Consider the following 26,507-nt stretch of genomic DNA (forward strand, 5'->3'; position numbering starts at 1 on the left):
CACTGCGCCAATTCACGGGACTAATGCAGACCATCCCACAGCAGCTTCACCCCGGTCAAAAGCATCCCCGCATACAGAAAGCGGTAGAACAACACCTGGCTGATGCGCCGCGCCAGGCGCACGCCTATCCACACGCCGATGGGCGCAATCGGCAGCAGTACTAGGCTGGTGGCCATATTGCGCATGTCCAGCAGGCCCAACATGCCGTAGGGAATCCATTTGCTGAGGTTCACCACAAAGAAGAAGAACGCCATGGTGGCGGTGAACTTCACTGGAGATAGCTTGAGTGGAATCACATAGGCGTTGATGGGCGGTCCGCCCGCATGCGCGATGAAGCTGGTAAAACCCGATGTGGTGGTGAGCAGCGCCCCCAGCCACCGCGGTGGTGGTGCACTGTCTGCCTTGGGCGGGAACAGCAGGCGCTGCGCGAGGAACAGCAGCGTGAAGCCGCCCACCATGGCAGCCACCGTATGGGCATTGAGTATTTTGAACAGCAGCGCACCGATAACAATGCCCAACATGCCAAACGGCAACAAAAACTTCAGCAACTGCATGTCAAAGTCCTTGCGGAACGCCGCCATGCCCAGCACGTCCATCACAAACAGTACCGGCATCAAAATCGCAGCCGCCTCGGGCACCGTGACAGCCAGTGCCATCATGGGCACGGCCAGCGAACCAAACCCGGCACCAAAACCACTTTTGCTGATGCCCAGCAGCAGCACGGCTGGAATGGTGACGGCGTAGAAATAAGGATCGGTGATAAGCGGAAACGTCATGCCAAGGACTGTACCGAAGAATCCAAAGTGCCCATGAGCGGCACAGCGATACCCGTGCTAACCTCGCACCATGTTCAGCCCTTCCCAAGAAGACGTACGTCGATTTTTTTGCTCCACTTATGCCAAAGCCCGCACGGGTGTTGCACTGGAAGCTATTGAAACCATAGCAGCGCAATGGATGGACGAGCACCCCGAGTACCACGCCGACTTTGCCGATGTGGATCTTGCACTGGCCACGATGTACGAAGCAACCGAAGGGCGCACCAATCCGTTTCTGCACCTCTCCATGCACCTGTCCATCAGCGAGCAGTGCAGCATTGACCAGCCGCGCGGCATCCGCCAGGCGGTGGAGCTTCTCACCCACAAGCGCAACTCGCTGCACCAAGCGCACCACGAGGCCATGGAGTGCTTGGGGCAAATGCTGTGGGAAAGCCAACGCGCAGGTCGCCCGCCGGACGGCGACGCCTACATCGCCTGCGTGCAGCGGCACGCGACCAAGGACTAAACCCCAGCGACCCAGAAAATAAAAAAAGCCGCTTGTCAGCGGCTTTTTTTATTGTCTGGGGAGCGCTCAGCGGAAGCGGCTTTCTGGCACCGTCTTGAGTTCTGTCGGCAAACGGCCCAGGTAGTTGGCCATTTCCTTGAGTTCTGCATTGGAGAACTGTTTGGCGACCCCACCCATCACGCCGTTGCTGCGGCCGATTTGTGCGTTGCCTTCTGTCTTGTAGGCCTTGAGTGCCACAAACAGATAGTCGCTGTGCTGGCCAGCGATCTTGGGGTAAGAAGGGTCAATCGGTTTGCTGAAACTATCACCGTGGCAGGAAGCACAGTTGCCCTTGGCGATCAGTTCTGCCGCCTTGCCTGTGGCAGCGAGGGCTGCGCCCAGAGGGGCCGCGCCTTCCACGGAACCGCTGGCGGCGTAGAAGGCCGACAAGTCTGCGATGTCCTGGTCACTCAGCGAGTCCGCAATGCCGCGCATGGACGGATGTTTGCGTTCACCTTTTTTGTAGGCATTCAACGCGGCAGTGATGTAGCCCGCGCCCTGCCCCGAAATTTTGGGGACCTTGTGGATCTCGGGGAAACTGGCCTGGTAACCCACGATGCCGTGGCAGCCAATACACATGGCCACTTTCTTCTCGCCAGCCTTGGCATCACCCTTGACCTCCTGCGCGTGGGCCGAAAAAGCGGTCACAGAAGCGACAAGCACAGCGGATAGGGACAACAGCAATTTGTTCATTTTGCGAGGACAATCAGACGGTGATTGGTATAAAGCGACCGGGTCATTATATCGGCTACCTCCAACCTGCTAAGTCAATACTGCACCATGAAATTCCACGGAACCAAGAACTACGTCGCTACCCAGGACCTGATGCTGTCCGTCAATGCGGCCATTACGCTGCAGCGGCCCCTGCTGGTCAAGGGCGAACCCGGCACCGGAAAAACCATGCTGGCCGAGGAAGTGGCCCAGGCGCTGGACATGCCGCTGCTGCAGTGGCATATCAAATCCACGACCAAGGCGCAGCAGGGCCTGTACGAGTACGACGCGGTCAGCCGCCTGCGCGATTCGCAGCTCTCGGACATTGACGGCGGTGAGCGCGTCAAGGACATCCACAACTACATCGTCAAGGGCGTGTTGTGGCAAGCCTTCACGGCCGACAAGCCGGTGGCACTGCTGATTGACGAGATCGACAAGGCCGACATCGAGTTTCCCAACGACTTGTTGCGCGAAATCGACCGTATGGAGTTTTACTGCTACGAGACCCGCGAGCTGATCAAGGCCAAACACCGGCCGCTGGTCTTCATCACCTCCAACAACGAAAAGGAGCTGCCCGACGCATTTTTGCGCCGCTGCTTCTTCCACTACATCAAGTTCCCCGATGCCGACACCATGAAAAGCATCGTGGAGGTGCATTTCCCCGGCCTCAAAAAAGAACTGCTCACCGCGGCCATGAAGACGTTTTATGACGTGCGCAACCTGCCTGGCCTGAAGAAGAAGCCCTCCACCAGCGAACTGCTGGACTGGCTCAAACTGTTGCTGGCCGAAGACATTCCGCTCGAGGCCCTGCAAAGCAAGGACGACAAAATGGCCGTGCCGCCACTCGTGGGTGCGCTGCTGAAGAACGAACAGGACTCGACCCTGTTCGAGAAGCTGATGTTCATGCAACGCCACAACCGCTAAGGACGGGCCATGAACAAACTTTTCATTGAAGGTCTTGCCGATGCCATCGGTTTTGTGGGTGGCGCGCTGCTGGGTTTCTGGATTGGGCAAATGCTGGGCTGGGACATCTTTGCCCCGGGATACAGCAACGCCAGCATGGGCGGCATCCTGCTGGCCGGCTTGGGTGGTGGCGGTGGCTTGCACCTGGCCCGCCGCTGGCAGGCCGCACGCAACGCAGGCAAAAACGAGGAATAAACATGGCTTTTGTAGAGCCCGTCAAACTGTCCGCACGCGGCGTGGACCTGGTGCCGCTGACCCTGGACCACGAGGCCGGCCTGCGCGCAGCCGCCGCCGATGGCGAGTTGTGGAAGCTGCGCATCACCTCGGTGCCTGAGCCCGAACACACCCGCAAATACATCGAAGACGCGCTGGCCATGCGTGAAGCTGGCAATCGCTTTGCGTTTGCCGTGCTGGAGTCGGCCACCGGCAAGCTGCTGGGCTGCTCCAGTTACCACGACATCGTGCCCGCGGTGAAACGCGTAGAGATCGGCTGGACCTGGTACGGCCAAAGCAGCCAGCGCAGCCACGTCAACACCACGGCCAAGCTGCTGCTTCTGACACATGCGTTTGAAACCTTGGGCTGCCATGTGGTCGGCTGGCGCACGGACAACTTCAACTTCAAATCCCAGGCAGCCATTGAACGCCTGGGCGCCAGAAAAGACGGCGTGATCCGTGGCCACGCGCTGCGCCGCGACGGCACCATCCGCGACACCGTGATGTACAGCATGCGCAGCGGCGAATGGCCTGAGGCCAAGGCACAGTTGCTGTACCTGCTGGACAAGCCACGCGCCTGAGGAGGCAGAGCTATGAGCCCCCAAACTCACTTGCGTTCGTGGCCCCCCGAGGGGGCGCATGCCACCCTAGAGGCGGCTCGTCGGGAGGCATGACATGCTGCTGGATTTCTTCTACACCCTGCGCTCCGCCAAGCTGCCGGTCTCGGTCAAGGAATACCTGACCCTGCTCGAAGCACTGCAAAAAGGTGTGGTTGGCCCCAACGCGCCAGACCCCGAAGACGATGCAGAGCCCAGCGGCTACAAGATTGACGACTTCTACTACCTGAGCCGCACGTCGCTGGTGAAGGACGAGAAACACTACGACAAGTTCGACCGCGCCTTTGCCGCCTACTTCAAGGGCGTGGAGATGATTGCCGACTTCACCAAGGACATTCCACTGGAGTGGCTGCGCAAGAATTTGGAGCTGAACCTCAGCCCCGAAGAACTCGCCAAGATCCAAAAGATGGGCTGGGACGAATTGATGGAAACCATCAAGAAGCGCCTGGAAGAGCAGAAGGAACGCCACGAAGGCGGCAGCAAGTGGATTGGCACAGGCGGGACCTCGCCGTTCGGCGCCAATGGGCAGAACCCGCAAGGTATCCGCATCGGGCAGGACAAGGGGCGCAACAAGAGCGCGGTCAAGGTCTGGGACCAGCGCGCCTACAAGGATTACGACGACACCCAGGAGCTCGGCACGCGCAACATCAAGGTCGCGCTGCGCCGCCTGCGTAAGTTCGCGCGCGAGGGCCATGAAGACGAGCTGGATCTGGACGAAACCATCAGCCGCACAGCGGCCAACGCCGGCTACCTGGACATAAAGATGCGCCCCGAGCGGCACAACAACGTCAAAGTATTGCTGCTGATGGACGTGGGAGGCACGATGGACGAACACATCGCGCGTGTGGAAGAGTTGTTCAGCGCCACCAAGACCGAGTTCAAACACCTGGAGTTTTATTACTTCCACAACTGCGTCTACGACTTCATGTGGAAGAACAACCGACGCCGCTTTGCCGAAAAGTTCGAGACCTGGGACATCATCCGCAAGTACAACAAAGACTACAAGCTGATCTTCGTGGGCGACGCCACCATGAGCCCTTACGAAATTTTGCAGCCCGGTGGCAGCGTGGAATACAACAACGAAGAAGCGGGCGCTGAATGGCTGCAGCGCCTGATCCACGCCTTCCCCAAATTCGCCTGGATCAACCCCGAGCCCCAAGGCGTCTGGCAATACCGCCAGAGCATCAGCGTCGTACAACAAATCATGCACAACCGCATGTATCCGCTGACCCTCAAGGGCCTCGAAGAGGCCATGCGGCATCTCACCAAATAGCGCCAGAGTCGGCCCTTACAATTCCGGGGCTCTGTCTCCGTAGTTCAATGGATAGAACGGCCCCCTCCTAAGGGGCAGATACAGGTTCGATTCCTGTCGGGGGCACCATTCCATCCATCCGAACGTGCGCCAACGCACCGACCGGCCCCCTTGATTGCCCGAAGCTTGGGCCACACGACGCAACACGTCGCCGTGATTAGCGTGATCTCCAACGACACGCCAAGCCTATTCACTTCAAGGAGCGCTCCATGAGTCTCGGAACCATACTGCTGATTATTCTTATCCTGTTCTTGGTGGGCGCACTACCCACCTGGCCGCACAGCCGAAGCTGGGGGTACGGGCCTACTGGCGGACTCGGGCTGGTTGTCCTCATCCTGGTCATTCTTTTGGTGATGGGGCGGATTTAGGCCTGCGCGCGCATCTGCGTAATGGTCTCGTGCAAATCGGCGGCCCAGGCGCGGCGGTCGCGACCTTCTGCCGATTGCGGATCGCCAAAGCGCACGACGGCAACCAGATCCTGTGTGCACAACGTGCGCCACAAGGAGCCAAGCAGGGTGTCGGCTCCAACATAACAGGGCGCAAAACTCTGTGCGCCCGTCACGCCATCCATGAAATGCAGCGCGACCGGATGGATGGGCGCGTGGGCCGAGATGGCGGCTTGCAGCAGGTTGGCGTGAAAAGGCAGCAACGCAACACCGTCACCGGTGGTGCCTTCTGGAAAAACCGCAAGAATATCGCCCGCCTGCAGGCGCTCGGCCATGTGGTGGACCACGCGCATGGCATCGCGGCGCGACTCACGTTCGATGTAGAGCGTGCCCGCGCCGGTGGCCAGTATTCCGACGATAGGCCAGTGCTGTACGTCAGCCTTGGAGATAAAGCGGCAGTGGCGTGCTGCGTGCATCACCACAATATCCAGCCAGGAGATATGGTTGGCGGCCAGCAGCACCGGACCGGTTTCAGGGGGCTGCCCCTCCACTACCAATTTGATAGCTAACCGCGCAAGCATGGCGCGGGCCCAGACCTGAACAGCCGCATTTTTTTCGGCCTGCGAGAGGTGTGAGAAGTTGAAGCGGATGGTCCACGCCCCCACCAACACGTGTACGGTCACGCGACACAGTCGCCAACAAGCGCGTAACTGCTTCATGCCCACGCTTGCCCGTCAAGCCTGGTAGGCAAGGTGCCCGCCGACCAGCGTGGCACGGACGCGCCCGGGCAGCTCCAGCCCGCCAAAGGGGGTGTGGCGCCCCTGGCTGCGCAGTGCAGCGGGCTCTACCGTCCAGGTGGCCTGCGGGTCGAACACACAGATGTCCGCCTCGCCACCCACGACCAATTGCCCGGCGGTGCCCAGCGCGGCACCCAGCACACCGGCAGGTGCACTGGTCACGGCGGCCAACGCGCGCGGCAACGGTACATTCGCGTCCTGCGCCCACTTGAGGGTCAGGCTCAGCAGCAACTCCAGCCCAGTCGCACCCGGCTCGGCTTCGGCGAAAGGCAATGCCTTTTCGTCTTCGCTCACAGGCGTGTGGTCCGACACCAGCGCATCAATCGTTCCGTCGGCCAGACCGGCACGCAATGCATCGCGGTCGCGCTGCTGGCGCAGTGGTGGCGTCAGGCGCATGCGGCTGTCAAAGTAGCCCATGTCCATGTCGGTCAGGTGCAGGGAATTGATGCTGACGTCGCAGCTGATGGGCAGACCGTCGGCCTTGGCCTGGCGCACCAGGGCCACACCGGCCGCGCTGCTCAGGCGGCACAGGTGCACACGCGCACCGGTGGCACGCACCAGCTCAAAGATGGTGTGCAGCGCAATGGTTTCTGCCGCCACGGGAATGCCCGACAGGCCCATGCGCGTGGCCAGCGGACCGCTGGCCGCCACGCCTTTGCCCAGGTGCAGCTCCTGCGGACGCAGCCACACGGCATAACCAAAGGTGCTGGCGTACTGCAGCGCGCGCTGCAGTACCTGGGTGTTGGCCAGCGGCACTTCGGCCTGGCTGAAAGCCACACAACCCGCCTGAGTGAGTTGCAGCATTTCGGTCAGCACTTCGCCCTGCAAACCACGGGTGAGTGCACCCAGGGGGTACACACGCGACTGGTTCAGTGTCTTGGCACGGTAACGCAGCATTTCCACCAGCCCGGCTTCATCGAGCACCGGGTCGGTGTCGGGCGGGCAGACCACGCTGGTCACACCGCCGGCCACCGCAGCGGCCAGTTCGGACGCCAACATGCCTTCGTGCTCATGGCCGGGCTCGCGCAGGCGCACCGACAAATCCACCAGACCGGGCAAAACGATGCAGCCCGTAGCGTCAATCACGGTATCCGGCTGGAAGTCAGACGCTATATTTTTAATAGCTGCTACCGCACTCCCCACAAGGGCTACGTCGGATTTTTCATCCAAACCACTGGCAGGATTGATCACCCGGCCACCTTTGATCAAAGTTCTCATAATTTGCTTTCCACCAATTCAGTCGCCTGCGAAATGACAATTCCGCGCCGGGCCGCCCCAAGCGGAATTAGCCCCCTCGGGGGGCAGCGACCCGCGTGGCGGCGGAGCGTGGGGGCCACATTCATGCTTCATTCCCCGCCACGATGCTCATCACCGCCATGCGTACTGCGATGCCGAAAGTGACTTGCGGCAGCACCACGCTTTGCTTGCCATCGACCACTGCCGAATCAATCTCGACCCCGCGGTTGATGGGGCCAGGGTGCATCACGATGGCGTCGCTCTTGGCCAGTTGCAGCTTCTCGGGCGTCAGGCCATAACTCTTGAAGAACTCGTGGCTGGAGGGCAGCAGTGCGCCGCTCATACGTTCGTTCTGCAGGCGCAACATGATGATGACGTCGGCATCCTTGATGCCCTCTTCCAGCGTGTGGCACACGCGCACGCCCATTTGCGCCATATCCGAAGGCACCAGGGTCTTGGGGCCGACAACGCGCACTTCGGCACAGCCCAGTGTGGTGAGCGCATGGATGTCGGAACGTGCCACACGCGAGTGCAACACGTCGCCCACGATGGCCACCGTGAGGTTGCTGAAGTCTTTCTTGAAATGCCGGATGGTGAACATGTCCAGCAGCCCCTGCGTGGGGTGGGCGTGGCGCCCGTCACCAGCGTTGATCACATGCACATGCGGTGCCACGTGCTGGGCAATCAGGTAGGGTGCACCCGACTCGCTGTGGCGCACGACGAACATGTCTGCCGCCATCGCGCTCAGGTTGGCGATGGTGTCCAGCAGCGACTCGCCTTTGGAGGCGCTGGAGCGCGCGATGTCCAGATTGATCACGTCCGCTGACAGGCGCGTGGCAGCGATCTCGAAGGTGGTGCGGGTGCGCGTGCTGTTCTCAAAGAACAGGTTGAAAACGCTCTTGCCGCGCAACAGCGGCACCTTCTTCACCTCACGGTCATTGACCGAGACGAAGTTGGTAGCAGTGTCCAGGATGTGGGTGAGGATGCTTTTGGGCAGGCCTTCCACCGATAACAGATGGATCAGCTCGCCGTTTTTGTTGAGTTGGGGATTGCGTTTGTAGAACATGCTTAGGCCTTCCGCCGGGCCGTCCCAAGGGAGGCCTGCGCCCCTTTGGGGGGCAGTGAATACACGAAGTGGTGAACGTGGGGGCTCATTCCATTTCCTTCACGTCGAAGCTGAATACACCCGTATCGCTACGCGCCAGCGCCAGTGACTGCTTGGCTCCCAGCGTGACACGCGCCGCCGCAAAGTCGGCCTGCACCGGAAGCTCACGTCCACCACGGTCTACCAGCACAGCAAGACGCACATTGCCAGGGCGGCCGTAATCAAAAAGTTCGTTCAGTACCGCGCGGATGGTGCGTCCGGTGTAAAGCACGTCATCCAGCACCAGGATGTCGGCGCCGTTCACATCGAACGGGATATGGGTTTGCCCGCCATTGGACAGGCCGCGTTGTGCAAAGTCATCACGGTGCATGGCCGAAGAAATGCTGCCGGCCTTGCCGGGCAGTTGCAGGTCCGCCTGCAGCCGTTCGGCCAACCAGGCACCGCCTGAGGTGATGCCGACCAATTTGGTATCCGCATGGCATAACTGTCGCACACCGCGCAGCAGTTCGCGGTACAACGCCTCTGCATCCAAAGTTAACGTACTCACGCCAAACTCCTTAAAAACTGTTCCAGAATAATGCAGGCCGATGCTGCGTCGGCATCCTTGGCCCCGGAGGCAATCGCCTCTGTGGTGCTGTAACGCTCATCCACCTCAAACACCTGCAGGCCGAAGCGGCCATGCAACTGGCGGCCGAATTTTTTGGCGCGTGCGGTGTTTTCATGCGGTGCGCCGTCCGGGTGGTAAGGCACGCCGATCACGATGGCGTCGGGTTGCCATTCCTTGATGCGCTGCGCAATCTGCACAAAACGCGCGTCGCCTTCGGCATGGATCGAGCCCTGCGGCTGGGCGGTGCCCAGAATGCGGTTGCCCACCGCGACACCGGTGCGTTTCAGGCCGAAGTCGAATGCAATAAAACTGGTCCATGTCGCGGGCACTGCCACCAACGACTGCTGGTTCACAGGAACACCTTCACCCTGCGGGCTACGGTGCGCGCTTGTTGGGGGCGGCGCGGCGCTGCGTACAGAAAAACCTTCGCCCTGCAGGCTGCGGTGCGAACTTGCTTGGGGCGGCCCGGCGCTGCGTTCATGCGTGCCCCGCCTGCGTGGAGATCATCCAGGCCTGCAGCCCCAGCAATGCCAGCGCCTTGTCGTAGCGTTGCTCGACTGGCGTGTCAAAAATGACGGCCTGGTCGGCATCCACCGTCAACCAGCTGTTTTCGCCCAGCTCGGTCTCCAGTTGCCCTTCGCCCCAGGCCGAGTAGCCCAGCGACACCAGTACCTTGCGCGGGCCGGCCCCGGTGGACAGGGCTTCGAGCACATCTTTGGACGTGGTCATCTCCAACCCGCCGGGAATGGTCATGGTGGAGGCGTAAAGGGATTCTTCGGGCTTATCCTGGGCGGCAAAGATCGGCTCGTGCAGCACAAAACCGCGCTCGGTCTGTACCGGACCACCCTGAAACACCGGACTGTCGCTGAGGTCGGCGCGTTTCAGCGGCAGATCGACCTTGTCAAACAGCGCCGCCATTTTGATGTCGGCCGGTTTGTTGATCACCAGCCCCAAAGCCCCGCGGGAACTGTGCTCGCACACATAGACCACACTTTTGGAAAAAATCGCATCTTCCAGTCCGGGCATTGCGATCAGAAAGTGATTCGTGAGGTTGATGGGTGCAGAATCGCCGGACATTTACCGATTTTAGCGGCTGCCATGCAACAACAATTTCAGACCGGGCTGGTGTGGTTCCGGCGCGACCTGCGTACACACGACAACGCCGCCCTGAACACCGCCCTGCAGCAATGCAACCAGGTGCATTGTGTTTTCATTTTTGACCGTGCCATTCTGGACAGCTTGCCACGCGCAGACCGCCGGGTGGCCTTTATCCACGCATCCCTGCAGGAGCTGGACGCCAGCCTGCGCCAACTGTCCGGCAAACCAGACGGTGGCCTGATCGTGCGCTACGGTTTTGCGACAGAAGAGATTCCCGCTCTGGCGGCGCAACTGGGCGCACAGGCGGTCTATGCGGCGCGGGACTATGAGCCGCAAGCCCGGGCGCGTGATTTCCAAGTGCAAACGGCTCTGCTTGCGCAGCAGGCCCGGTTGATCACCCTCAAAGACCACGTGATTTTTGAAGAGCGCGAGGTGCTCACACAAACCGGCAAGCCTTATGGCGTTTTTACTCCTTACATGCGGGCTTGGCTGGCCAAACTAGGGGATGTCCCCCCCAGGGCTTTTGATGAAGTCACGCCACATGCACCGCGCCTCGCGGAGCGCCCCCCGGCCCTGTCCACACCCTTGCCTTCTCTAGGGGACATGGGTTTCGAGCCCGGTAACCTGCCTGATCTGCGCATTCCCACGGGAATGTCGGGGGCAAAAAAACTGCTGGAGGATTTCTGGGAGCGCATGGACCAGTACGAAGAGACGCGCAACTTTCCTTCCGTCAAAGGTCCCAGCTACCTGAGCGTGCATTTGCGCTTTGGCACCGTATCCATCCGACAGTTGGTCGGCTTGGCATTGCAACGACGACTGCAGGGCAGCGAGGGCGCTTCCGTTTGGCTCAGCGAGCTGGTGTGGCGCGATTTCTACTTCCAGGTACTCGCAAATTTTCCGCACGTGGCCGAACACGCGTTCAAGCCCGAATACGACCAGATTGCATGGGAATCAGGCGAGCACGCACAGCAGCTTTTTCAGGCCTGGTGTGGAGGCCGCACCGGCTACCCGCTGGTGGACGCCGCCATGGCCCAGCTCAACCAGACCGGCTACATGCACAACCGCCTGCGCATGGTGGCGGGCAGTTTTCTGGTGAAACACCTGGGGCTGGACTGGCGCTGGGGCGAGCGTTATTTTGCAGAGCAACTCAACGACTTTGACCTGTCTGCCAACAACGGCGGGTGGCAATGGGTCAGCTCCAGCGGCTGTGATGCACAGCCCTACTTCCGCATCTTCAACCCCATTAACCAGAGTGAGAAGTTTGATGCACAAGGCAAGTTCATCAAACGTTACCTGCCGCAACTGGGCGCACTGGATGCCAAATCCATCCACGCGCCCTGGCTCGCAAAGCCACTGGTTTTGGCGGCGGCAGGCGTTACCTTAGGAACGAACTACCCCCACCCCATCGTGGACCATGCCGAGGCGCGGGCACGCACCCTGCAGCGTTATGGGGTGGTCCGCAAAACTCAAGATTCGACCGGTGTAGAGCAGTAACTGCGCACCAGGCCCAGCAGTTCGTCTTCGGAGTAAGGCTTGCCCAGGTAATGGTCTACGCCCAGTTCGCGCGCGTGTTCACGGTGCTTCTCGGCAATGCGCGAGGTGATCATGATGATCGGCAGATCGCGCAGCTTTTCGTCGCCACGGATATTGCGCGCCAGATCAAAACCATCCATACGTGGCATTTCAATGTCGGACAACACCACAGCCGGTTTTTCTTCCTGCAATTTCTCCAGCGCCTGCAAACCATCGGCCGCCAGGGCGACACGGTAGCCTTCGCGCTTGAGCAAGCGCTGGGTCACGCGGCGCACGGTGATGGAGTCATCCACCACCAACACCAGCGGCAACAGGTCCATACCCCCCATCAATGCCGGGTTCTGGCTATCGGCCAAGGCCAAGGTGGCTTCGGTCTGGTTGCCTGAAGACAAACGCAATTGGCGCGCCTGATCGCCATACACCGAGGCCAAAGCCACCGGGTTGTAAATCAGCACCACAGCACCGGACGCGAGCACCGACATACCGGCCAAACCGGGCAGTCGGGCCAATTGTGGGCCGAGGTTTTTGACCACCACTTCGCGGTTGCCCAATACTTCATCCACATGCATGGCCAGACGCTGGCCCGCACTGCGGAATACCGCTACTGGCAAGGTCTTGGTCGGCGCTTCGTGGCTGCGCGAAGACACCTGCAGTAAGGCGCCCGCCCAGAAGAAGGGGATGCGTTCCGCCCCCATGTCAAAACCGTCCGGCTGGTAGGCCTGCTCCAGCGTACTGGCGGGAACGCGCAACACGGTTTCCATCAGATTGGAGGGCACGCCAATGGTGAACTCACCCATACGCAGCATCACCACCTGGGTGACCGCAGTGGTCAGTGGCAAGACCAGCTTGAAGGTACTGCCCTGGCCGGGTTTGGTGGTGGTTTCAATACGCCCGCCCAAGGCGTTGACCTCAGAGCGCACCACATCCATACCGATACCCCGACCGGACAACTCGGTCACCTGCTCTGCTGTCGAAAAACCGGGCATGAAAATCAGATTCGCCGCTTCGTCATCGGACAAAACGTCTCCTGCCTGGATAACACCATTGGCCAGCGCCTTCTCACGGATCTTGTCCAGATGCAAGCCGCCACCGTCATCGCTGAAGGCGACGGACACGTCGTTGCTTTCCTGGTTCACGTGGATGGTGATGGTGCCGGCCGTCGGCTTTTCGGCTTTTCCGCGCACTGCCGCACTCTCAATGCCATGGGCTACCGCGTTGCGCAGCATGTGCTCAAACGCCGGTGTCATGCGGTCCAACACACCGCGGTCCATATCGATGGAACCGCCCACAATGTCCAGCTTGACTTGTTTGCCCGCATCTTTGGCGGCCTGGCGCACTACGCCATACAGGCGATCAGAAATACCTTCAAACTCCACCATACGGGTACGCAGCAAATCGCGTTGCAACTCGCGCGCCTGGCGCCCTTGCGCAATCAGATCGTCTTCGGCGCCTTCGACCGAGCGCTGCAGGTTGCGCTGCACCGTGGCCACGTCATTCACCGACTCGGCCATCATGCGGGTCAACTCCTGCACCCGGGTAAAGCGGTCAAACTCCAGCGGATCAAACGCCTGTGCCGAATCCTTGGTCTGCGCCAGACGCGACTGCATCTGCGACTCCGCCTGCAACTCCACATCGCGCAGTTGCTGGCGCAAACGGTCCAGGTTGCCACCCAACTCGTCCAGCGAAGAACGCAGTTGGCTCAGGCGCGCGTCCATGCGTGAGCGCGTAATCATGACTTCGCCAGCCTGATTGACCAGACGGTCCAGCAACTGGGAACGCACACGTATCGACTGGTTAGCGGTCTGGCGCACGGGCGCATGGGTCATGACCGGCGCAGGCAATTTGATCGCAGTGGTGGTCGCAGCAGATGGGGCACTGCCGCTGGCAGGTGCGGACGCAGAGGTCGGGGCGACTACCTGTGCTGCAGCATCCTCTTCCGCAGGTGCTGCACCCAGGGCCGCAAACGCAGCCTGCAACGTGTCAAAACCTGCCAACAAAGGCTCAAGCTGTACCGACTGCAAAGACTCGGTACCCACTTGCTCAATACTGGACTCCATGCGGTGGGACATTTCCCCCAGGCGCATGGCACCGGCAAGACGCGCACTGCCTTTGAGCGTGTGCAACACACGCAGAATTTCGCTGCGGGCACCCATGTTGTCGGGGTGCGCCACCCATTGGCGCAAGGCGGTGCCCAGTTGGGGCAACAGCTCGGCCGCCTCTTCCTCAAATATGGGGAACAGGTCTTCATCCAGATTGTCCTGGGCATCAATGTCTTCGTCCAGGCCCTGCGCGATATGCAAGGGGGCAGCAGTTGCAACCGGCGCCATAACAGGTATGGCAACAGGTATTTCTTCCACCGCTTCGACTTGCACGGGTACTTCCGTGTCCAAGGCTTCTGTCACTGGGGCTTCCGTATCCTGCGCTTCCAGCTCGATCACGGAAGACACATCTTCTTCCTGGGGCGCAGTTTCCAGTGAGGGAGCAGGGAACTCCGTTTCGGTGATGGCCTGCAAGGCCGCCATAATCGATTCGTCCGACTCCTTGAGGAAGCCAGCTGCAAATTGGTGCAACAGACGACGGATATCTTCGGCTGCGTTGTTGAACACCTGGGCCACTTCGGGCGATCCCTGCTGGTGCAACTGCACATGCTGCAAGGCCTGCTCCAGCGAACGCGCCATTTCCGAAAGGGCCGTAAAACCCACGGTGGCAGAGCTACCGAGCAGCGAGTGGGCCAGGGCTACCGCTGTATCCGGCAGAGTGCGGTGCAACTCCATGCCCCATTCGCTCAACTCGGTCTGCAAACGGCGCGACCATTCATCTGCTTCGTTGAGGTAGACGTTGTAGAGCGGAATGCTCAGGCGCAGCGATCCAATAACTTTGACCTGCTCTTCAGCTGCACCTTGCGCATCGGCCGCTGGTTCGCTGCTGGCATCTGCCACGGGAGGTACTTCCAGATGGTCCAGCGAGGCCTGCGGGGCTGCGTCAGCAGCCGGGAAATCCAAATCTCCAAAATCAAAATCTTCGAGCGCAACATCCTGAACCTCAACACCTGTGCGGAGATCTTCGGCAGAGTGGTCGGCGGCCTGTGTCTGGATGGCCTGGGTGCGTTCAAAACTGGCCGTCCGGGTCATTTCGAAATCCGGCAGTTTTTCGTCCAGGGACGGCAGCAAACCGTCGATCAACTGGGTAGACGCGAATTCGGTTCTCGGTGCAGCGCTGCCAAAGTCCAGACTGTCCACCAACTGCGTCGATGCGAAATCCGGTTTCGGCGGCTCGACACCAAAGTCCAGGCTGTTGACCAGTTGGGTAGACGCGAACTCCACCGGCGCAGGCGCAGCAGGCTCCTCTTCGTCAAACATCTCTGTAGACACGAAGTCAGGCTGAAGCTCCTCGTCAACCACATCCGCAGCCAGCGCCACTTCGGGAAATGACTCGACTTCGTCGGGTACGGCGTCGCTCGCAGGAGGCAACTCCACCACCTCTGGTTCACCCGGTGTGTGCAGCAAGACCAATTCGCCATTCAGACGCAAGCCATCCGAGGAATTACGGAAGTTCTGCGCATCCCATTCCACGCCGGTGTCCGCTGCTATATCTTCAACCCAGCGCCCAAAGGCGAGCATCGCACTGGTGGACAAGGTAATCAGTTCATCACTGGCAGGGCGTTGCTCTGCCAGCCATGTGTTGAGCAATTGCTCAAATGACCACGCGGCTTCGCCAAACTCGTTAAGCCCCACCATGCGCGAACTGCCCTTGAGCGTGTGAAAGGCACGCCGCAAAGTCGTCTGCTCTGCCAGGTTGGACGGATCTACGGCCAGCGCCTTGACAGCGGCCAACCCGTTGTGAACGACTTCACGGGCCTCTTCCAGGAAGATGTCCCGCAATTCGCTGCCATCATCGTCTTCCGTGGCCTGGGTTACAGGCCCGGGGTCCGCAACGGCTACAGGCACAGCGATCTCTGGGGCGACCACCGCGGCCGGAGCCACTTCAGGCACTGGCGCTGGTCGGGGTGTCAGCAGAACCGTGGTGTCCGCCGTAAAGTCAATCGCCACGGGCTCTGGAGCGGCTACCCGTTCACGTCCCATCAAGGGTTTGAATTCACCCAGCTCCTCATCGTAGATAAACAGCTTCTTCGCCAAAGTCCGCTGATAACTCAGCATGTCAATCAGGAAACCCATCGCTCCCAGACTGCTGCCCAATTTCTCGAAAATACCGGTGCGGGCGGTGGCTTCGTCCACGTCGTCCACCAAGAACTGCTCCACGCTGGCGCGCATGCGCAGCGCGGCCAGCGACGGCTGGTCCAGACCCAGCACCGAGAACACGCCCCGCATTTGTGCCAACTGGCTTGGCACTTCACGTAAAGGGGTCTTGTCCTGCGGACTGCGGAAAAACTGGTCCAGAGACTTTTCTACCTCGCCCAGCGTGGTCCGCAACTCGTCCACCACACTGCCCATGGTCTGACGGTCGCTGACCCGGCGGTACAACTCCTCCATCCAGGCTTCCATGGGCTCTGATTCCGCACCCGCGATGACATGCTGCAAGCGCAACGCCAGGCGCCCGCTGCGATCCGCCATGTGACTGTCTGTCGGGTCCATGTCCTCGTAGGCGGCTTCCAGGTACAGCACCGCTGTAGCCACCTCCATCGCAACGGCAGGTGCCGGTGCCGCGCCGGAGCGCAATGTCGCATCGATCGCCTGGTTGAGGGCCAGGGCCAGTGCACTGCTCTCGGGGTGCAACTTGACCACCGAGTCTGCGACCGACGCAAACTGCTCCGCAGCTACCTTGAGCCGATTGGTATCACCACCCGCCAGAGCCGACCAGGTTTCTGCTGCAGATGCAATTCGCTTGCGCGCCAATACCAGCAATGCCGGGTCAAAGCGCCCGAACTGCTCGGTTTCATAGTCCACCACCTTTGGCGCATTCAGTCCATACGCTGCCCTGACTGCACGCAGTGCAGGAACACTCTGATCTTCTGCTGGAGCAGACAGAGAGCAAAAGAACAACAGGTCCTGCGCCAGACGCTCGGAAATATCCGGCTCTCCGCGTGCCAATGTGGCGTACTGCTGCAGCACACGCGAGGCCGCACGTTTGGTGTAGACGTCTGCCGGGCTGAGTCCCTTGGACGCCGCTTCAAAGAAGGCCTCTGCAATGGTCCAGAAGCTGCGTGATTCCAATGCTTTCTGGTCCTGGGCCAGCCCGGAGCACAGGCTCGCCATGCGTTTGGCCGCAGCAGCATCACCTGTCTTTACCCATTTGAGGACCAGACGGTCCATTTGGCTGCGCAATTCCGGCGCATAGGCCAGGGGCTCCACTTGCTGCAAAGGCAGTGGTACCCAGCGCCATTCCACGGGCCACAGGTCTGCGGGGTGGATACGATCGGCTCCGGCCAACTCCTGCACCGCACGGTACTGGGGAAACAGGGCCACAGAAGAAGCGCTCTTGCCCTTGAGCACGCCTTCAAGGTATTCGGTTAACGCAAAGCTGGCGCGCTCGATCTTGGCGGCAGCATCGTCGCTGCACAACTCGGGGCGTTGCACATACTTTTGCGCCACGGCCTCCATGGCAAGCAACACCTTGGCGGGCGCGCCCAGGCCCACCATTTCCAGCGCCCCCACCGCCTGGTGCAACTGCTGACGCGCAATACGCAAGTGGCTGGCATCCAGTTCGGTCAAGTCGGAGCCACGTGCCAGTTCTGCGTCACGCACAAACCGGCGCATGGCCTTGGTCGCGCCCTCCAGGGACTTTCGCAGCTCATCCAGCACCCACGCCAAAGGCCCCAGGTCATTGACCGCTAATTCATTGTCTGCAGACGCGGCAGGATTCGATGACATGGGTTCAAGCTCTCCTGGATTTCACGGTGGCGGGCAGTGGCGGACTTGGCGCGCGCAAAGCTCAGGCAATTTTGAAACGGGATACCGACTGCCGCAATTCTTCCGCCATGCGTGACAACTCACGCACCTGGTTGGCAGTGACACGCGTACCTTCACCGGTTTGCTCCGTCACCGCAAAAATGTGCTGGATGTTGTCGGCCACTTCATTGGCCAAACCGGCTTCGCGCGATGCGGAGCTGGAAATCTGCTCAATCAGATCGGCCACCCGGCGTGACACACGGTCAATTTCCGACAGGGCGGTACCTGCGTTATCGGACAGCTTGGCTCCTTCCACCACACCCTGGGTGGAACGTTCCATAGCGCCGATGGCATCCTGCGTATCCGTTTGAATGGCCTTCACCAGCGCCGAAATCTGGCGCGTCGCATCGGCAGAACGCTCCGCCAGACGCTGCACTTCTTCCGCCACCACCGAGAAGCCGCGACCGGCTTCTCCGGCAGACGCCGCCTGAATGGCTGCATTCAAGGCCAGCACGTTGGTCTGCTCGGTAATATCAGAAATCAGTTCGGTAATTTCACCAATCTCCTGCGAAGACTCGCCAAGCCGCTTGATGCGCTTGGAGGTTTCCTGGATCTGGTCACGGATGGAGTTCATACCGCCGATGGCGTTTTGCACCGCCTTGAGACCGGTTTCCGCAGCCTGCAAGGACTGGCGCGCCACACGGGCCGATTCCTGGGCCTGGGCGGACACGTCATTAATACGTCCGGCCATGTCCACAACCGACTTGCCGGTCTCGCGAATCTCGTGCAGTTGCTCATTGGAGGCAGCCAGCAATTCAGTCGATGTGGCGTCCACGTCGGCCGTGGTCTGCGCCACGCGGGACGCTGTGTTCTGTACGTTGGCCACCAGCGAGCGCAACTCTTCCACCGTGTAGTTCACCGAGTCGGCGATAGCGCCGGTAATGTCTTCGGTCACCGTGGCTTCCTGGGTCAAATCACCCTCCGCAACCGTTTGCAATTCGTTCATCAACCGCAAAATGGCGGCCTGGTTGGCATCATTCACACGTTTGGCTTCCTGCTCCTGGCGCTCGGCTTCCAGACGCTGGTCTTCCGCGTTCACCTGGCGCTTGCGGCTGTCTTGCAGCTGCACGTAGGACAAACCACCCGCGCAAGCCAATGCCAGCAACGCAGCGGCCACCAATACGGCCAAGGAACCGCCACCGATACCGGTTTGGCTGGACAGCTTGCCCTGCAGCTCTTCCAGATTGCGGCGCAGCGGCTCGCTGTCGGCAATGATGGCGCCCTGCGCTTCACGCGCAGACACCAAGCCCTGCAAGTTGCTCAAAATCGCGCCCGCCTGTACACGGGTCTCCTCATACATCTGGATCAGGGCTTCGAGTTGCTCACGGGTAGCGGCGTCTTTGACGGGGCTCAGGCGCAACTCGGGGCTGCCATTCAGCAACCCTTGGGAAATTTCCTTGAAGGTATTCAAATCCTTACCCAACAGGAACACGGCTTCGGGGCTAACGCCATCTGCCGTCAAAAACTCATTGGACGATTTGCCAATACGCTGGGTCAACATCACCAGTTGGCCCACTGCAGAAATTTCCACGGCTGGCGCGTTCTGCTGCAGCTTCAGCGAGGAAATGGTTTCGGCGATTTCCAGCAAATCCGAAGACTGGCGGTTAATCAGGCGCAGGGCCGAACTGATCTGGGTGAGAATTTTTTCCTGCCCCATCACCACCTTGGCACTTTTTTCGGCACGGTCCACCAAAGGCATGACCTTGTCGAGTTCCGGCCGGTAGCTGTCATCGAGCGCGCTCAAGCGCAGCTCGTCGTTGCCCGACATCAGACCACGCGTGGTTTTGGCCAAAACGCTGGTACTTTCCGACACGTCGGGGAAGGCCTGCGCACTCCCCACCAAAGCTTGCGAAACCGACTTGGCCAAACGTTGCGACTGCATCAGGGACTGGCCCAACGCGCCAAGCTGCTGTGCCACTTTATCCGACTGACCCAGCGTATAAAACGTCACACCAGCCAACAGAAGCAGGGATGCACCGAGCAACACAGACAACGTACGCTGGTGCTCCACCACCGTGCGGGTACCCAGGCCCGGGATTGCGATCTGCTCACCGCGCTCTGCGGGCACATCCGCCAAAGCGTCTTTCGCATCTCCACTGCGCTCCGCCGCTGGCATCTGCGCGACTTGCACCGTTTCAACCTCGGCCATGTCACTGGAACCATCGGGCATGGCCAGGCTCAGGCGTGAATCCAGCTCGGATTCAGACGGCTTTTTGGAGAACAGGTTTTTCAGTTGATCAACGACGGACATGGTGCGGCCTTAACAGTGAACTAAGCGCTAATGCTCAAAAATTGGGAGGTTTGGGACAGGGTACGCAGATTGACTTCTTGCCAATGCTCCCCCGCAGCATCAACAAATCGGTTGCCAAAATAAGCGGGGGCAGAGGCCTCAGCCGCGGAGGATGAACTGAAGGCATCTGCGCCGCGCAGGCCCAGCAGGCCATCGACCTGCAGAGCGCAGTTCACGTCCAGTGCCGCGTTCAGCGTCACCACGCTGGGCTCTGTGGAGGCCGGTTCGTTGCGGGCAATGCCGTCTTCAGCCACATAGGCCGCCAGATCCACCACCCCAAACAAACCGCCCCGGATATTCAATACACCGCGAAACCACGCCCGCGCATACGGCACGGACTGCAGGTTGGCCAGCGGGAAAATTTCACCGGACTGGCCCAGCGGAAAAAGATAGTTGCGCCCGCCGGCACGCACGGCAAGCCATGCAACGGACATACCCTCGGTGCGGGCCGCCTGCAAGCGGCTGGCCAGTCGAGCCTGGAGTTCTCTGAGTGCTTCTCGGTTGGCCATGGATTCAGCGAATCAACCCAGCGCCTTGATCTTGGCAAACAGCTCGGCAGCGTCCACCGGCTTGGTGATGTAGTCGCGTGCACCCTGGCGCATGCCCCACACCCGGTCGGTCTCCAAACTCTTGCTGGTGCAGATGATGATGGGAATGTCGGTGTACTCGGGCGTACGGTTGATGGAACGGGTCAACTGGAACCCGTTCTGGCCTGGCATGACCACGTCCATCAGGATCAGGTCGGGCTTGTCTTCGCCCAGGCGCTTGAAAGCGTCGTCTGCATTTTCAGCGGTGCGCACGCTGTAGCCGTTTTTCTGGAGCAAATCCGTCAGAAACATCAACTCGGTCTTCGAGTCATCAACGATCAATACTTTGGTTATGGACATCAGGTAGCTCCTTGCAAAACAGCGCCGAACTGCTGCACTGCCTGCAACAACTGGTCTTTGGTAAAAGGTTTGGTCAAATAGTCCTGCGCGCCCACCATGCGGCCGCGGGCCTTGTCAAAAACGCCGTCCTTGCTGGACAGCATGATCACCGGCACGGCGGAAAACTTGGCATTGCGTTTGATGATGGCGCAAGTCTGGTAGCCATCCAGACGGGGCATCAGGATGTCACAGAAAATCAGGTGCGGCTGGTAGTCATTGACCTTGGCCAGCGCATCGAAGCCGTCTTCGGCCAGCATCACCTCGTGACCTCCCTGCTTGAGGAAGATTTCGGCGCTGCGCCGAATGGTGTTGCTGTCGTCGATAACCAGGACTTTGAAAGTTGATCCGGGGGTACTCACAAGGCCTTGCTCCTGAAGTGGCGTTTGCTTAGACAGACAGTCTGCACTGTCTTATCGCAGCACTCTCAAATTTGAACCATTTCAAAATCTTCCTTGCGCGCGCCGCATTCGGGGCACGTCCAGTTCATGGGCACATCGGCCCACAAGGTACCGGGAGCGATTCCATGATCGGGGGCACCAGTGGCCTCGTCATAGATCCAACCGCAAATCAGACACATCCAAGTCTTAGTATCAGTCACAGCTTATAGGGCCTTCGAATAGAATGCAACGATTGTATAGAGGCAGTCCCGGCAAAACGCCCGGCGCCCCAACGAAAGACGCCATTCTGCCTGAGGACAAACCCGAAGACAGACCCACCCATGCAGGCATCCAACACCCCCACCCCAGAAACCGAAGAAGACGCCGATGACACCGTCTCCGCATGTGTCATGGTGTTCAACGCCAACGACCCCAGCGGTGCAGGCGGAATCACTGCAGACCTGACGGCCATCGCGTCGGTCGGCGCCCATGCACTGCCGGTGGTTACCGGCGCGTATGCCCGCGACACCACCGAGGTGGTGGACCATTTCGCCTTTGACGATGAGGCTGTGACCGAGCAGGCACGCACCATTCTGGAAGACGTGCCGGCCCAGGTTTTCAAGGTCGGGTTTGTCGGCACCCCGGAGAATCTGAGCGCCATCGCCGAGCTGGCTTCGGACTACGCCGATGTGCCGCTGGTGGCCTACATGCCCGATCTCTCGTGGTGGGAAGAAGACCAGATCGACCTGTACCTGGACGCCTGCAACGAGCTACTTTTGCCCCAGACAACGGTGTTGGTTGGAAACCACAGCACACTCTCTCGCTGGCTCCTGCCGGACTGGACTTCCGAGCGCAGCCCCACGGCACGCGACATCGCCAAGGCCGCCCACGAGTTTGGCGTGCCCTACACCCTGGTCACCGGCATCCCCCTGCCCGATCAATTCATCGACAACGTGTTGTGCTCCCCCACCGCGGTGTTGTGCAGCAACAAATTCGAACGCTTCGAAGCCGTGTTTGCCGGCGCAGGCGACACGCTGAGTGCGGCACTGGCCGCGCTGATTGCCACCGGCAGCGAGCTGTCCGAAGCCGCCACCGAAGCCCTGGGCTACCTGGACCGTTGCCTGGAAAGCGGTTTCCGCCCTGGCATGGGCCAGGTCATCCCTGACCGCCTGTTCTGGGCGCACGATGACGACGACGAAGAGCCTCCCGAATCCGCATTTGAAATCTCGCCCAATGACACTCGCCACTGATTCCACTATCGACCGCAACCAGCAACTCTTTGATCGCGCCCGCCAGGTCATTCCCGGCGGCGTCAACTCGCCGGTGCGCGCCTTCAAGGCCGTCGGAGGAACGCCCCGTTTTATCCAGCGGGCCCAGGGCGCCTACTTCTGGGACGCCAACGGCAAACGCTACATCGACTACATCGGCTCCTGGGGCCCCATGATCCTGGGCCATGGCCATCCGGCGGTGGTGGAAGCCGTGCAAAAGGCCGTGCTCGAAGGCTTCTCTTTCGGCGCCCCCACCGAACGCGAAGTGGAACTGGCCGAAGCGATTCTGGAGCGCGTGCCCAGCATGGACATGGTGCGCCTGGTCAGCAGCGGCACCGAAGCCGGCATGAGCGCCATCCGCCTGGCGCGCGGCGCCACGGGCCGCAGCAAGATTTTGAAATTTGAAGGCTGTTACCACGGCCATGCAGACGCGCTGCTGGTTAAAGCTGGCTCGGGTCTGGCCACCTTTGGCAACCCCACCAGCGCCGGCGTGCCGCCCGAGGTCGTGCAGCACACGCTGGTACTCGAATACAACAACATCCAGCAACTGGAAGAAGCTTTCGCGCTGCACGGCAAGGAACTGGCCTGCCTGATGATCGAGCCGATTGCCGGCAACATGAACTTCGTGCGCGCCAGCGTGCCCTTCATGCGGCGCTGCCGCGAGCTGTGCACGCAGTACGGCGCGTTGTTTGTGTTTGACGAGGTGATGACCGGCCTGCGCGTGGCGCTGGGCAGCGCACAGAGCGTCTACGCCCGCAGCATCCCCGGTTTTGAGCCCGACATGACGGTGCTGGGCAAAGTCATTGGCGGTGGCATGCCGCTGGCGGCTTTTGGCGGCAAGCGCGCCGTGATGGAGCAGCTCGCGCCACTGGGCCCGGTGTACCAGGCCGGCACCCTGTCAGGCAACCCGGTGGCCACCGCTTGCGGGCTGGCCACGCTGAAGGAAATTGGCAAACCCGGCTTCTACGAAGAGCTGGGCCGCAAGGCCCAGTTGCTGATCAGCGGCCTGCAAGGCGCGGCTGATAAAGCGGGTGTGGATTTCTGTGGGGACAGCGAAGGCGGCATGTTCGGCTTCTTCCTGTTCAAGGAATTGCCGCAAAACTACGCCAAGGTGATGACCACCGACAACGCCCGTTTCAACACCCTGTTCCACGGCCTGCTGGACCGCGGCGTCTACATCGCCCCGGCGCTGTACGAAGCCGGCTTCATGAGCGCAGCGCACACCGATGCGGACATTGCAGAGACCGCGGCGGCGGCGGCGGACGTGTTCAAATTGCTATCAAAATAGAAGCTGGCTGCGCATAATCCACGGGGGCTAGAGGCCAATTTGGCATCTAGCCTTTGTTTTTTGGCACGCGCTGGATTTGCCCGCAAGCGTCACTCGCCCACGTAGTTCTCGGGAAAAAAGTGACGTTCGATCAGCTCGATCAGGATGTGCAGCACCTTGATGTGCAGCTCCTGCACACGGTCTGCGTATTTGCCGCCGGGCGTGCACACATAAACGTCGCTGAGCGGCTCCAGTTTTTCGCTGCGTTTGCCGCTGAGGATGATGACTTTCATGCCCAGCGCCTTGGCGGCCTCGGCGGCCTTGATCACGTTTTTGCTGGTGCCGCTGGTGCTCAGGGCCACCAGGCAATCGCCGGGGCGGCCATGGCCTTCGATGTAGCGGGCAAACACGTTGTCATACCCGTGGTCGTTGCCGACACAGGTCAGGTGTCCGGCGTCGCTGATGGCGGTAGCCCCCAGCGCCTTGCGGTCCTTGCGGTAGCGGCCGGTCAACTCTTCGGCAAAGTGCATCGCATCACACATGGAGCCACCGTTACCGCAGGAGTACACGCGCCCCTGCTTTTCAAACGTGGCAATCAGCAACTGCGCTGCTTGCTCCACGGTGGCCAGTGCGGCCGGGTTGGCCAGCAAGGCGGCCAGTGCGGAGGACGCCTCTTGCAGGCTCGATTCGATATGGTGTTTCATGGAGTGATTGTCCCCAATTACGTCGAAGCAGCGCGGTAACGACCGGAACGACTATTTGGAAACTATGGTCTTGCCGATCGGGGCCAGTGCAATCAGCGCCAGTTTGACGTGCTGAATACCAAACGGGATGCCAATGATGGTGACAAAACAGGCCAGCGCCGACACCAAATGCCCGATGGCCAGCCACCAACCTGCCAACACAAACCAGATCACATTGCCCACCAGCCCCAAAGCGCCCGTGCCAATGTCATCTTGTTGCGTCAGGTCCTTGCGGCTCACAGCCTCTTTGCCGAACGGCAGAAACGCAAACTGCCCAATCACAAAACACGCCTTGGCCCACGGCAAGCCCACGATGGTGATGGCGGCGATTGCACCGGCCAGCCACCAACCGGCGCCCATCAGGAAGCCGCCAAAGATAAACCAGAAAATATTGCCGATGGTGCGCATGGTGTGAAAGCAGGTAGTGATTCGGTACAGCGCATCGTACCCGTTGGCCAACACGTGCCAGGTACCAAGCACATTGCATGCTTGGGGCAGGTTGCCTTCATCAAGGCGTCAAATGCAGCCATCAGAGGGCGTTCACTTCATCTGCCCACACTTCAAACCGCTTCAAGGTGTTGGGCCCAAACGTGCTGATCAGTGCCACATCGCAGGCATCGCGGCCCCTGGCCATGAGTACACGGCCAATGCGGGGCGTGTTGTTACGCGCATCAAAGGTGTACCAACGGTCCCCCAGGTAGGCCTCGAACCAGCCAGCAAAGTCCATGGGTGCGGGCACCTGCGGGATGCGGATATCACCCAGGTAACCGGTGCAATAGCGCGCCGGTATGTTCATGCAGCGGCAAAAAGCAATCGCCAGGTGGGCGTAGTCGCGGCACACGCCCTGGCCTTCGCGGTAGGCCTCCCATGCGGTGCGTGTGCGTCGGGCGTGCTGGTAGCCAAACGTGATGTGTTGGTGCACAAAGTCGCAAATCGCCTGCACCCTCGCCCAGCCGGTGGGGCCGCCGCCAAAGTGCGACCAGGCAATATCCGCCAGCTGATCGGTCTCCACATACCGGCTGCCCAGCAGGTAGACCAGCGTGGACTCCGGCAGGTACTCCACCGGCACCTGCATGGCGTCATAGGCCACCACATCGGGCAAACCACTGTCGTAGACCCGCGTATCAGCGCGCATCACGAACTTGCCCTGGGGTGCAACGAGGCGGCTACACCAGTTGCCAAACAAGTCACGGTAGACCGTCACCGGCACCGAGGGATACGTCATCAGATGGTCCGGATAGACCAGGTCGCCCGAGCGCGAGTAATGGATGTTCAACGCCAGAATCATCGGCGTCGGAGCGGGGCATTCGTACTCCATCTCAAACCCCACCCGGATCTGCAGGCCTGTGAGCGGCCGCGGAAAAGGGGGCTGCGGGTGTTCGCCCGACGGGTGTTGCGCCTGAAAGTACATGGTGCAGGTGGAGGCAACCTGCGCCGGCAAGGGGTCTGGCCAGCCACCAGGACAAGCCCCAGGGTTAACCCCAGTGTAGGCCGCAATGTGCAACCCGGGTTGTCTGTTTCACAAACACCCCGATACGCGGCGCACCGGTCTTGCCATGCTGCAGGCTAGAAAACTTGAGAGTTTGAAGAAGCGACCGGTATGCTCAAGTTGCTATCGAAGTAGTAGCTGATTGCGCAGTTTCCATGCGGGCTAGAGGCCTATTTTGTACTTAACTTCCGGCTTGCTGGCGTAGACCTCGCATAGGGAGGGCGGCGCATTTTGTGCTATCCGGCTCACGCGCGCTGGCTGGCTTTTGGGGCTTGCTGGCGTTGCGGCCTTAACACCGTGGCTGGCTAGCCTGCTCTGTGGCAACCGCGAATAGAGCCTGCGT

Annotated in this window: 26 protein-coding genes and 1 tRNA gene; 10 read left to right on the forward strand and 17 right to left on the reverse strand. The window is 60.5% G+C overall.

Annotated features, from left to right (window positions below):
- Nucleotides 1-20: 20 nt before the first annotated feature.
- Nucleotides 21-776, reverse strand: coding sequence for a sulfite exporter TauE/SafE family protein (locus RS694_RS16755; protein ID WP_029708472.1), 756 nt, complete (start codon nt 774-776; stop codon nt 21-23).
- A gap of 70 nt (nt 777-846) precedes the next feature.
- On the opposite strand from RS694_RS16755, the gene RS694_RS16760 reads away from it, so the two are divergent.
- Complete coding sequence (locus tag RS694_RS16760) at nt 847-1,281, forward strand: DUF1841 family protein (protein WP_029708473.1); 435 nt, start codon at nt 847-849, stop codon at nt 1,279-1,281.
- Between the two features lie 66 nt (nt 1,282-1,347).
- Here RS694_RS16760 and RS694_RS16765 read toward each other — a convergent pair whose 3' ends face one another.
- The gene (locus tag RS694_RS16765) at nt 1,348-2,013 is read right to left on the reverse strand and encodes a c-type cytochrome (protein ID WP_029708474.1); all 666 of its coding nucleotides are present in this window, start codon (nt 2,011-2,013) and stop codon (nt 1,348-1,350) included.
- A gap of 87 nt (nt 2,014-2,100) precedes the next feature.
- On the opposite strand from RS694_RS16765, the gene RS694_RS16770 reads away from it, so the two are divergent.
- From RS694_RS16770 to RS694_RS16795, 6 genes are all read left to right on the forward strand, one after another.
- Nucleotides 2,101-2,955, forward strand: coding sequence for an AAA family ATPase (locus tag RS694_RS16770; RefSeq protein ID WP_029708475.1), 855 nt, complete (start codon nt 2,101-2,103; stop codon nt 2,953-2,955).
- Nucleotides 2,956-2,964: 9 nt separating this feature from the next.
- Nucleotides 2,965-3,189, forward strand: a complete 225-nt coding sequence (locus tag RS694_RS16775; protein ID WP_029708476.1) for a hypothetical protein — start codon at nt 2,965-2,967, stop codon at nt 3,187-3,189.
- Between the two features lie 2 nt (nt 3,190-3,191).
- On the forward strand, nt 3,192-3,788 hold the full coding sequence (locus RS694_RS16780) for a GNAT family N-acetyltransferase (protein WP_029708477.1): 597 nt from the start codon (nt 3,192-3,194) through the stop codon (nt 3,786-3,788).
- Between the two features lie 94 nt (nt 3,789-3,882).
- Entirely contained in the window at nt 3,883-5,097 is a 1,215-nt protein-coding gene (locus RS694_RS16785) for a vWA domain-containing protein (RefSeq protein WP_076069843.1), read from the forward strand.
- Between the two features lie 33 nt (nt 5,098-5,130).
- Nucleotides 5,131-5,205 (forward strand) — tRNA-Arg (locus tag RS694_RS16790).
- A 140-nt stretch (nt 5,206-5,345) separates the two neighbouring features.
- Nucleotides 5,346-5,504 carry a DUF3309 family protein gene (locus RS694_RS16795; protein ID WP_037247685.1) on the forward strand — a complete coding sequence of 53 codons (159 nt, stop codon included), beginning with the start codon at nt 5,346-5,348 and terminating at the stop codon, nt 5,502-5,504.
- Here RS694_RS16795 and RS694_RS16800 read toward each other — a convergent pair.
- The 6 genes from RS694_RS16800 to RS694_RS16825 all read right to left on the reverse strand — a co-directional run bounded on the left by RS694_RS16800 (nt 5,501) and on the right by RS694_RS16825 (nt 10,344).
- On the reverse strand, nt 5,501-6,241 hold the full coding sequence (locus tag RS694_RS16800) for a lysophospholipid acyltransferase family protein (RefSeq protein ID WP_029708479.1): 741 nt from the start codon (nt 6,239-6,241) through the stop codon (nt 5,501-5,503). The genes RS694_RS16795 and RS694_RS16800 overlap by 4 nt on opposite strands.
- 15 nt (nt 6,242-6,256) lie before the next feature.
- On the reverse strand, nt 6,257-7,537 hold the full coding sequence (locus RS694_RS16805; RefSeq protein ID WP_029708480.1) for a dihydroorotase: 1,281 nt from the start codon (nt 7,535-7,537) through the stop codon (nt 6,257-6,259).
- 121 nt (nt 7,538-7,658) lie between these two features.
- Nucleotides 7,659-8,621 (reverse strand): aspartate carbamoyltransferase catalytic subunit, encoded by a 963-nt coding sequence (locus tag RS694_RS16810; protein ID WP_029708481.1) that lies wholly within the window; start codon nt 8,619-8,621, stop codon nt 7,659-7,661.
- An 85-nt stretch (nt 8,622-8,706) separates the two neighbouring features.
- Nucleotides 8,707-9,207, reverse strand: coding sequence for a bifunctional pyr operon transcriptional regulator/uracil phosphoribosyltransferase PyrR (pyrR, locus tag RS694_RS16815; RefSeq protein ID WP_029708482.1), 501 nt, complete (start codon nt 9,205-9,207; stop codon nt 8,707-8,709).
- Nucleotides 9,204-9,620 carry a Holliday junction resolvase RuvX gene (gene ruvX, locus RS694_RS16820; protein ID WP_029708483.1) on the reverse strand — a complete coding sequence of 139 codons (417 nt, stop codon included), beginning with the start codon at nt 9,618-9,620 and terminating at the stop codon, nt 9,204-9,206. Before ruvX ends, pyrR begins: the two co-directional genes overlap by 4 nt.
- Nucleotides 9,621-9,744: 124 nt before the next feature.
- Nucleotides 9,745-10,344: a YqgE/AlgH family protein gene (locus RS694_RS16825; protein ID WP_029708484.1), complete on the reverse strand. Its 600-nt coding sequence runs from the start codon at nt 10,342-10,344 to the stop codon at nt 9,745-9,747.
- A gap of 21 nt (nt 10,345-10,365) precedes the next feature.
- Here RS694_RS16825 and RS694_RS16830 point away from each other — a divergent pair, with 21 nt between their 5' ends.
- Complete coding sequence (locus RS694_RS16830) at nt 10,366-11,859, forward strand: cryptochrome/photolyase family protein (RefSeq protein WP_029708485.1); 1,494 nt, start codon at nt 10,366-10,368, stop codon at nt 11,857-11,859.
- Here RS694_RS16830 and RS694_RS16835 read toward each other — a convergent pair.
- The 6 genes from RS694_RS16835 to RS694_RS16860 form a co-directional block, all read right to left on the reverse strand.
- Nucleotides 11,832-17,726, reverse strand: coding sequence for a hybrid sensor histidine kinase/response regulator (locus RS694_RS16835; protein ID WP_076069846.1), 5,895 nt, complete (start codon nt 17,724-17,726; stop codon nt 11,832-11,834). The two genes, RS694_RS16830 and RS694_RS16835, sit on opposite strands and share 28 nt — an antisense overlap.
- A gap of 61 nt (nt 17,727-17,787) precedes the next feature.
- Nucleotides 17,788-20,055 (reverse strand): methyl-accepting chemotaxis protein, encoded by a 2,268-nt coding sequence (locus RS694_RS16840; protein ID WP_029708488.1) that lies wholly within the window; start codon nt 20,053-20,055, stop codon nt 17,788-17,790.
- A gap of 20 nt (nt 20,056-20,075) precedes the next feature.
- Nucleotides 20,076-20,603, reverse strand: a complete 528-nt coding sequence (locus RS694_RS16845; RefSeq protein WP_029708489.1) for a chemotaxis protein CheW — start codon at nt 20,601-20,603, stop codon at nt 20,076-20,078.
- A 12-nt stretch (nt 20,604-20,615) separates the two neighbouring features.
- On the reverse strand, nt 20,616-20,981 hold the full coding sequence (locus RS694_RS16850) for a response regulator (protein WP_029708491.1): 366 nt from the start codon (nt 20,979-20,981) through the stop codon (nt 20,616-20,618).
- Nucleotides 20,981-21,379 carry a response regulator gene (locus RS694_RS16855; protein ID WP_029708492.1) on the reverse strand — a complete coding sequence of 133 codons (399 nt, stop codon included), beginning with the start codon at nt 21,377-21,379 and terminating at the stop codon, nt 20,981-20,983. Before RS694_RS16855 ends, RS694_RS16850 begins: the two co-directional genes overlap by 1 nt.
- Nucleotides 21,380-21,444: 65 nt before the next feature.
- Nucleotides 21,445-21,597 (reverse strand): rubredoxin, encoded by a 153-nt coding sequence (locus RS694_RS16860; protein WP_370446738.1) that lies wholly within the window; start codon nt 21,595-21,597, stop codon nt 21,445-21,447.
- Between the two features lie 141 nt (nt 21,598-21,738).
- Between RS694_RS16860 and thiD the strand changes: the two genes are divergently transcribed.
- Nucleotides 21,739-22,647: a bifunctional hydroxymethylpyrimidine kinase/phosphomethylpyrimidine kinase gene (gene thiD / locus RS694_RS16865; protein WP_029708493.1), complete on the forward strand. Its 909-nt coding sequence runs from the start codon at nt 21,739-21,741 to the stop codon at nt 22,645-22,647.
- A complete protein-coding gene (gene hemL, locus RS694_RS16870; protein WP_029708494.1) occupies nt 22,631-23,953 on the forward strand; it encodes a glutamate-1-semialdehyde 2,1-aminomutase in 1,323 nt (440 codons plus the stop codon). The genes thiD and hemL overlap by 17 nt, the downstream gene beginning before the upstream one ends.
- Before the next feature lie 89 nt (nt 23,954-24,042).
- On the opposite strand, the gene RS694_RS16875 is transcribed toward hemL, so the two are convergent.
- The 3 genes from RS694_RS16875 to RS694_RS16885 form a co-directional block, all read right to left on the reverse strand.
- Complete coding sequence (locus tag RS694_RS16875; RefSeq protein ID WP_029708495.1) at nt 24,043-24,636, reverse strand: SIS domain-containing protein; 594 nt, start codon at nt 24,634-24,636, stop codon at nt 24,043-24,045.
- 51 nt (nt 24,637-24,687) lie between these two features.
- A complete protein-coding gene (locus RS694_RS16880; RefSeq protein WP_029708496.1) occupies nt 24,688-25,083 on the reverse strand; it encodes a YccF domain-containing protein in 396 nt (131 codons plus the stop codon).
- 121 nt (nt 25,084-25,204) lie between these two features.
- Nucleotides 25,205-26,116, reverse strand: coding sequence for a transglutaminase-like domain-containing protein (locus RS694_RS16885; RefSeq protein WP_338050589.1), 912 nt, complete (start codon nt 26,114-26,116; stop codon nt 25,205-25,207).
- Between the last annotated feature and the right edge of the window lie 391 nt (nt 26,117-26,507).

The organism is Rhodoferax saidenbachensis (genome assembly GCF_001955715.1).
In the GTDB taxonomy this organism is placed as follows: domain Bacteria; phylum Pseudomonadota; class Gammaproteobacteria; order Burkholderiales; family Burkholderiaceae_C; genus Allorhodoferax; species Allorhodoferax saidenbachensis.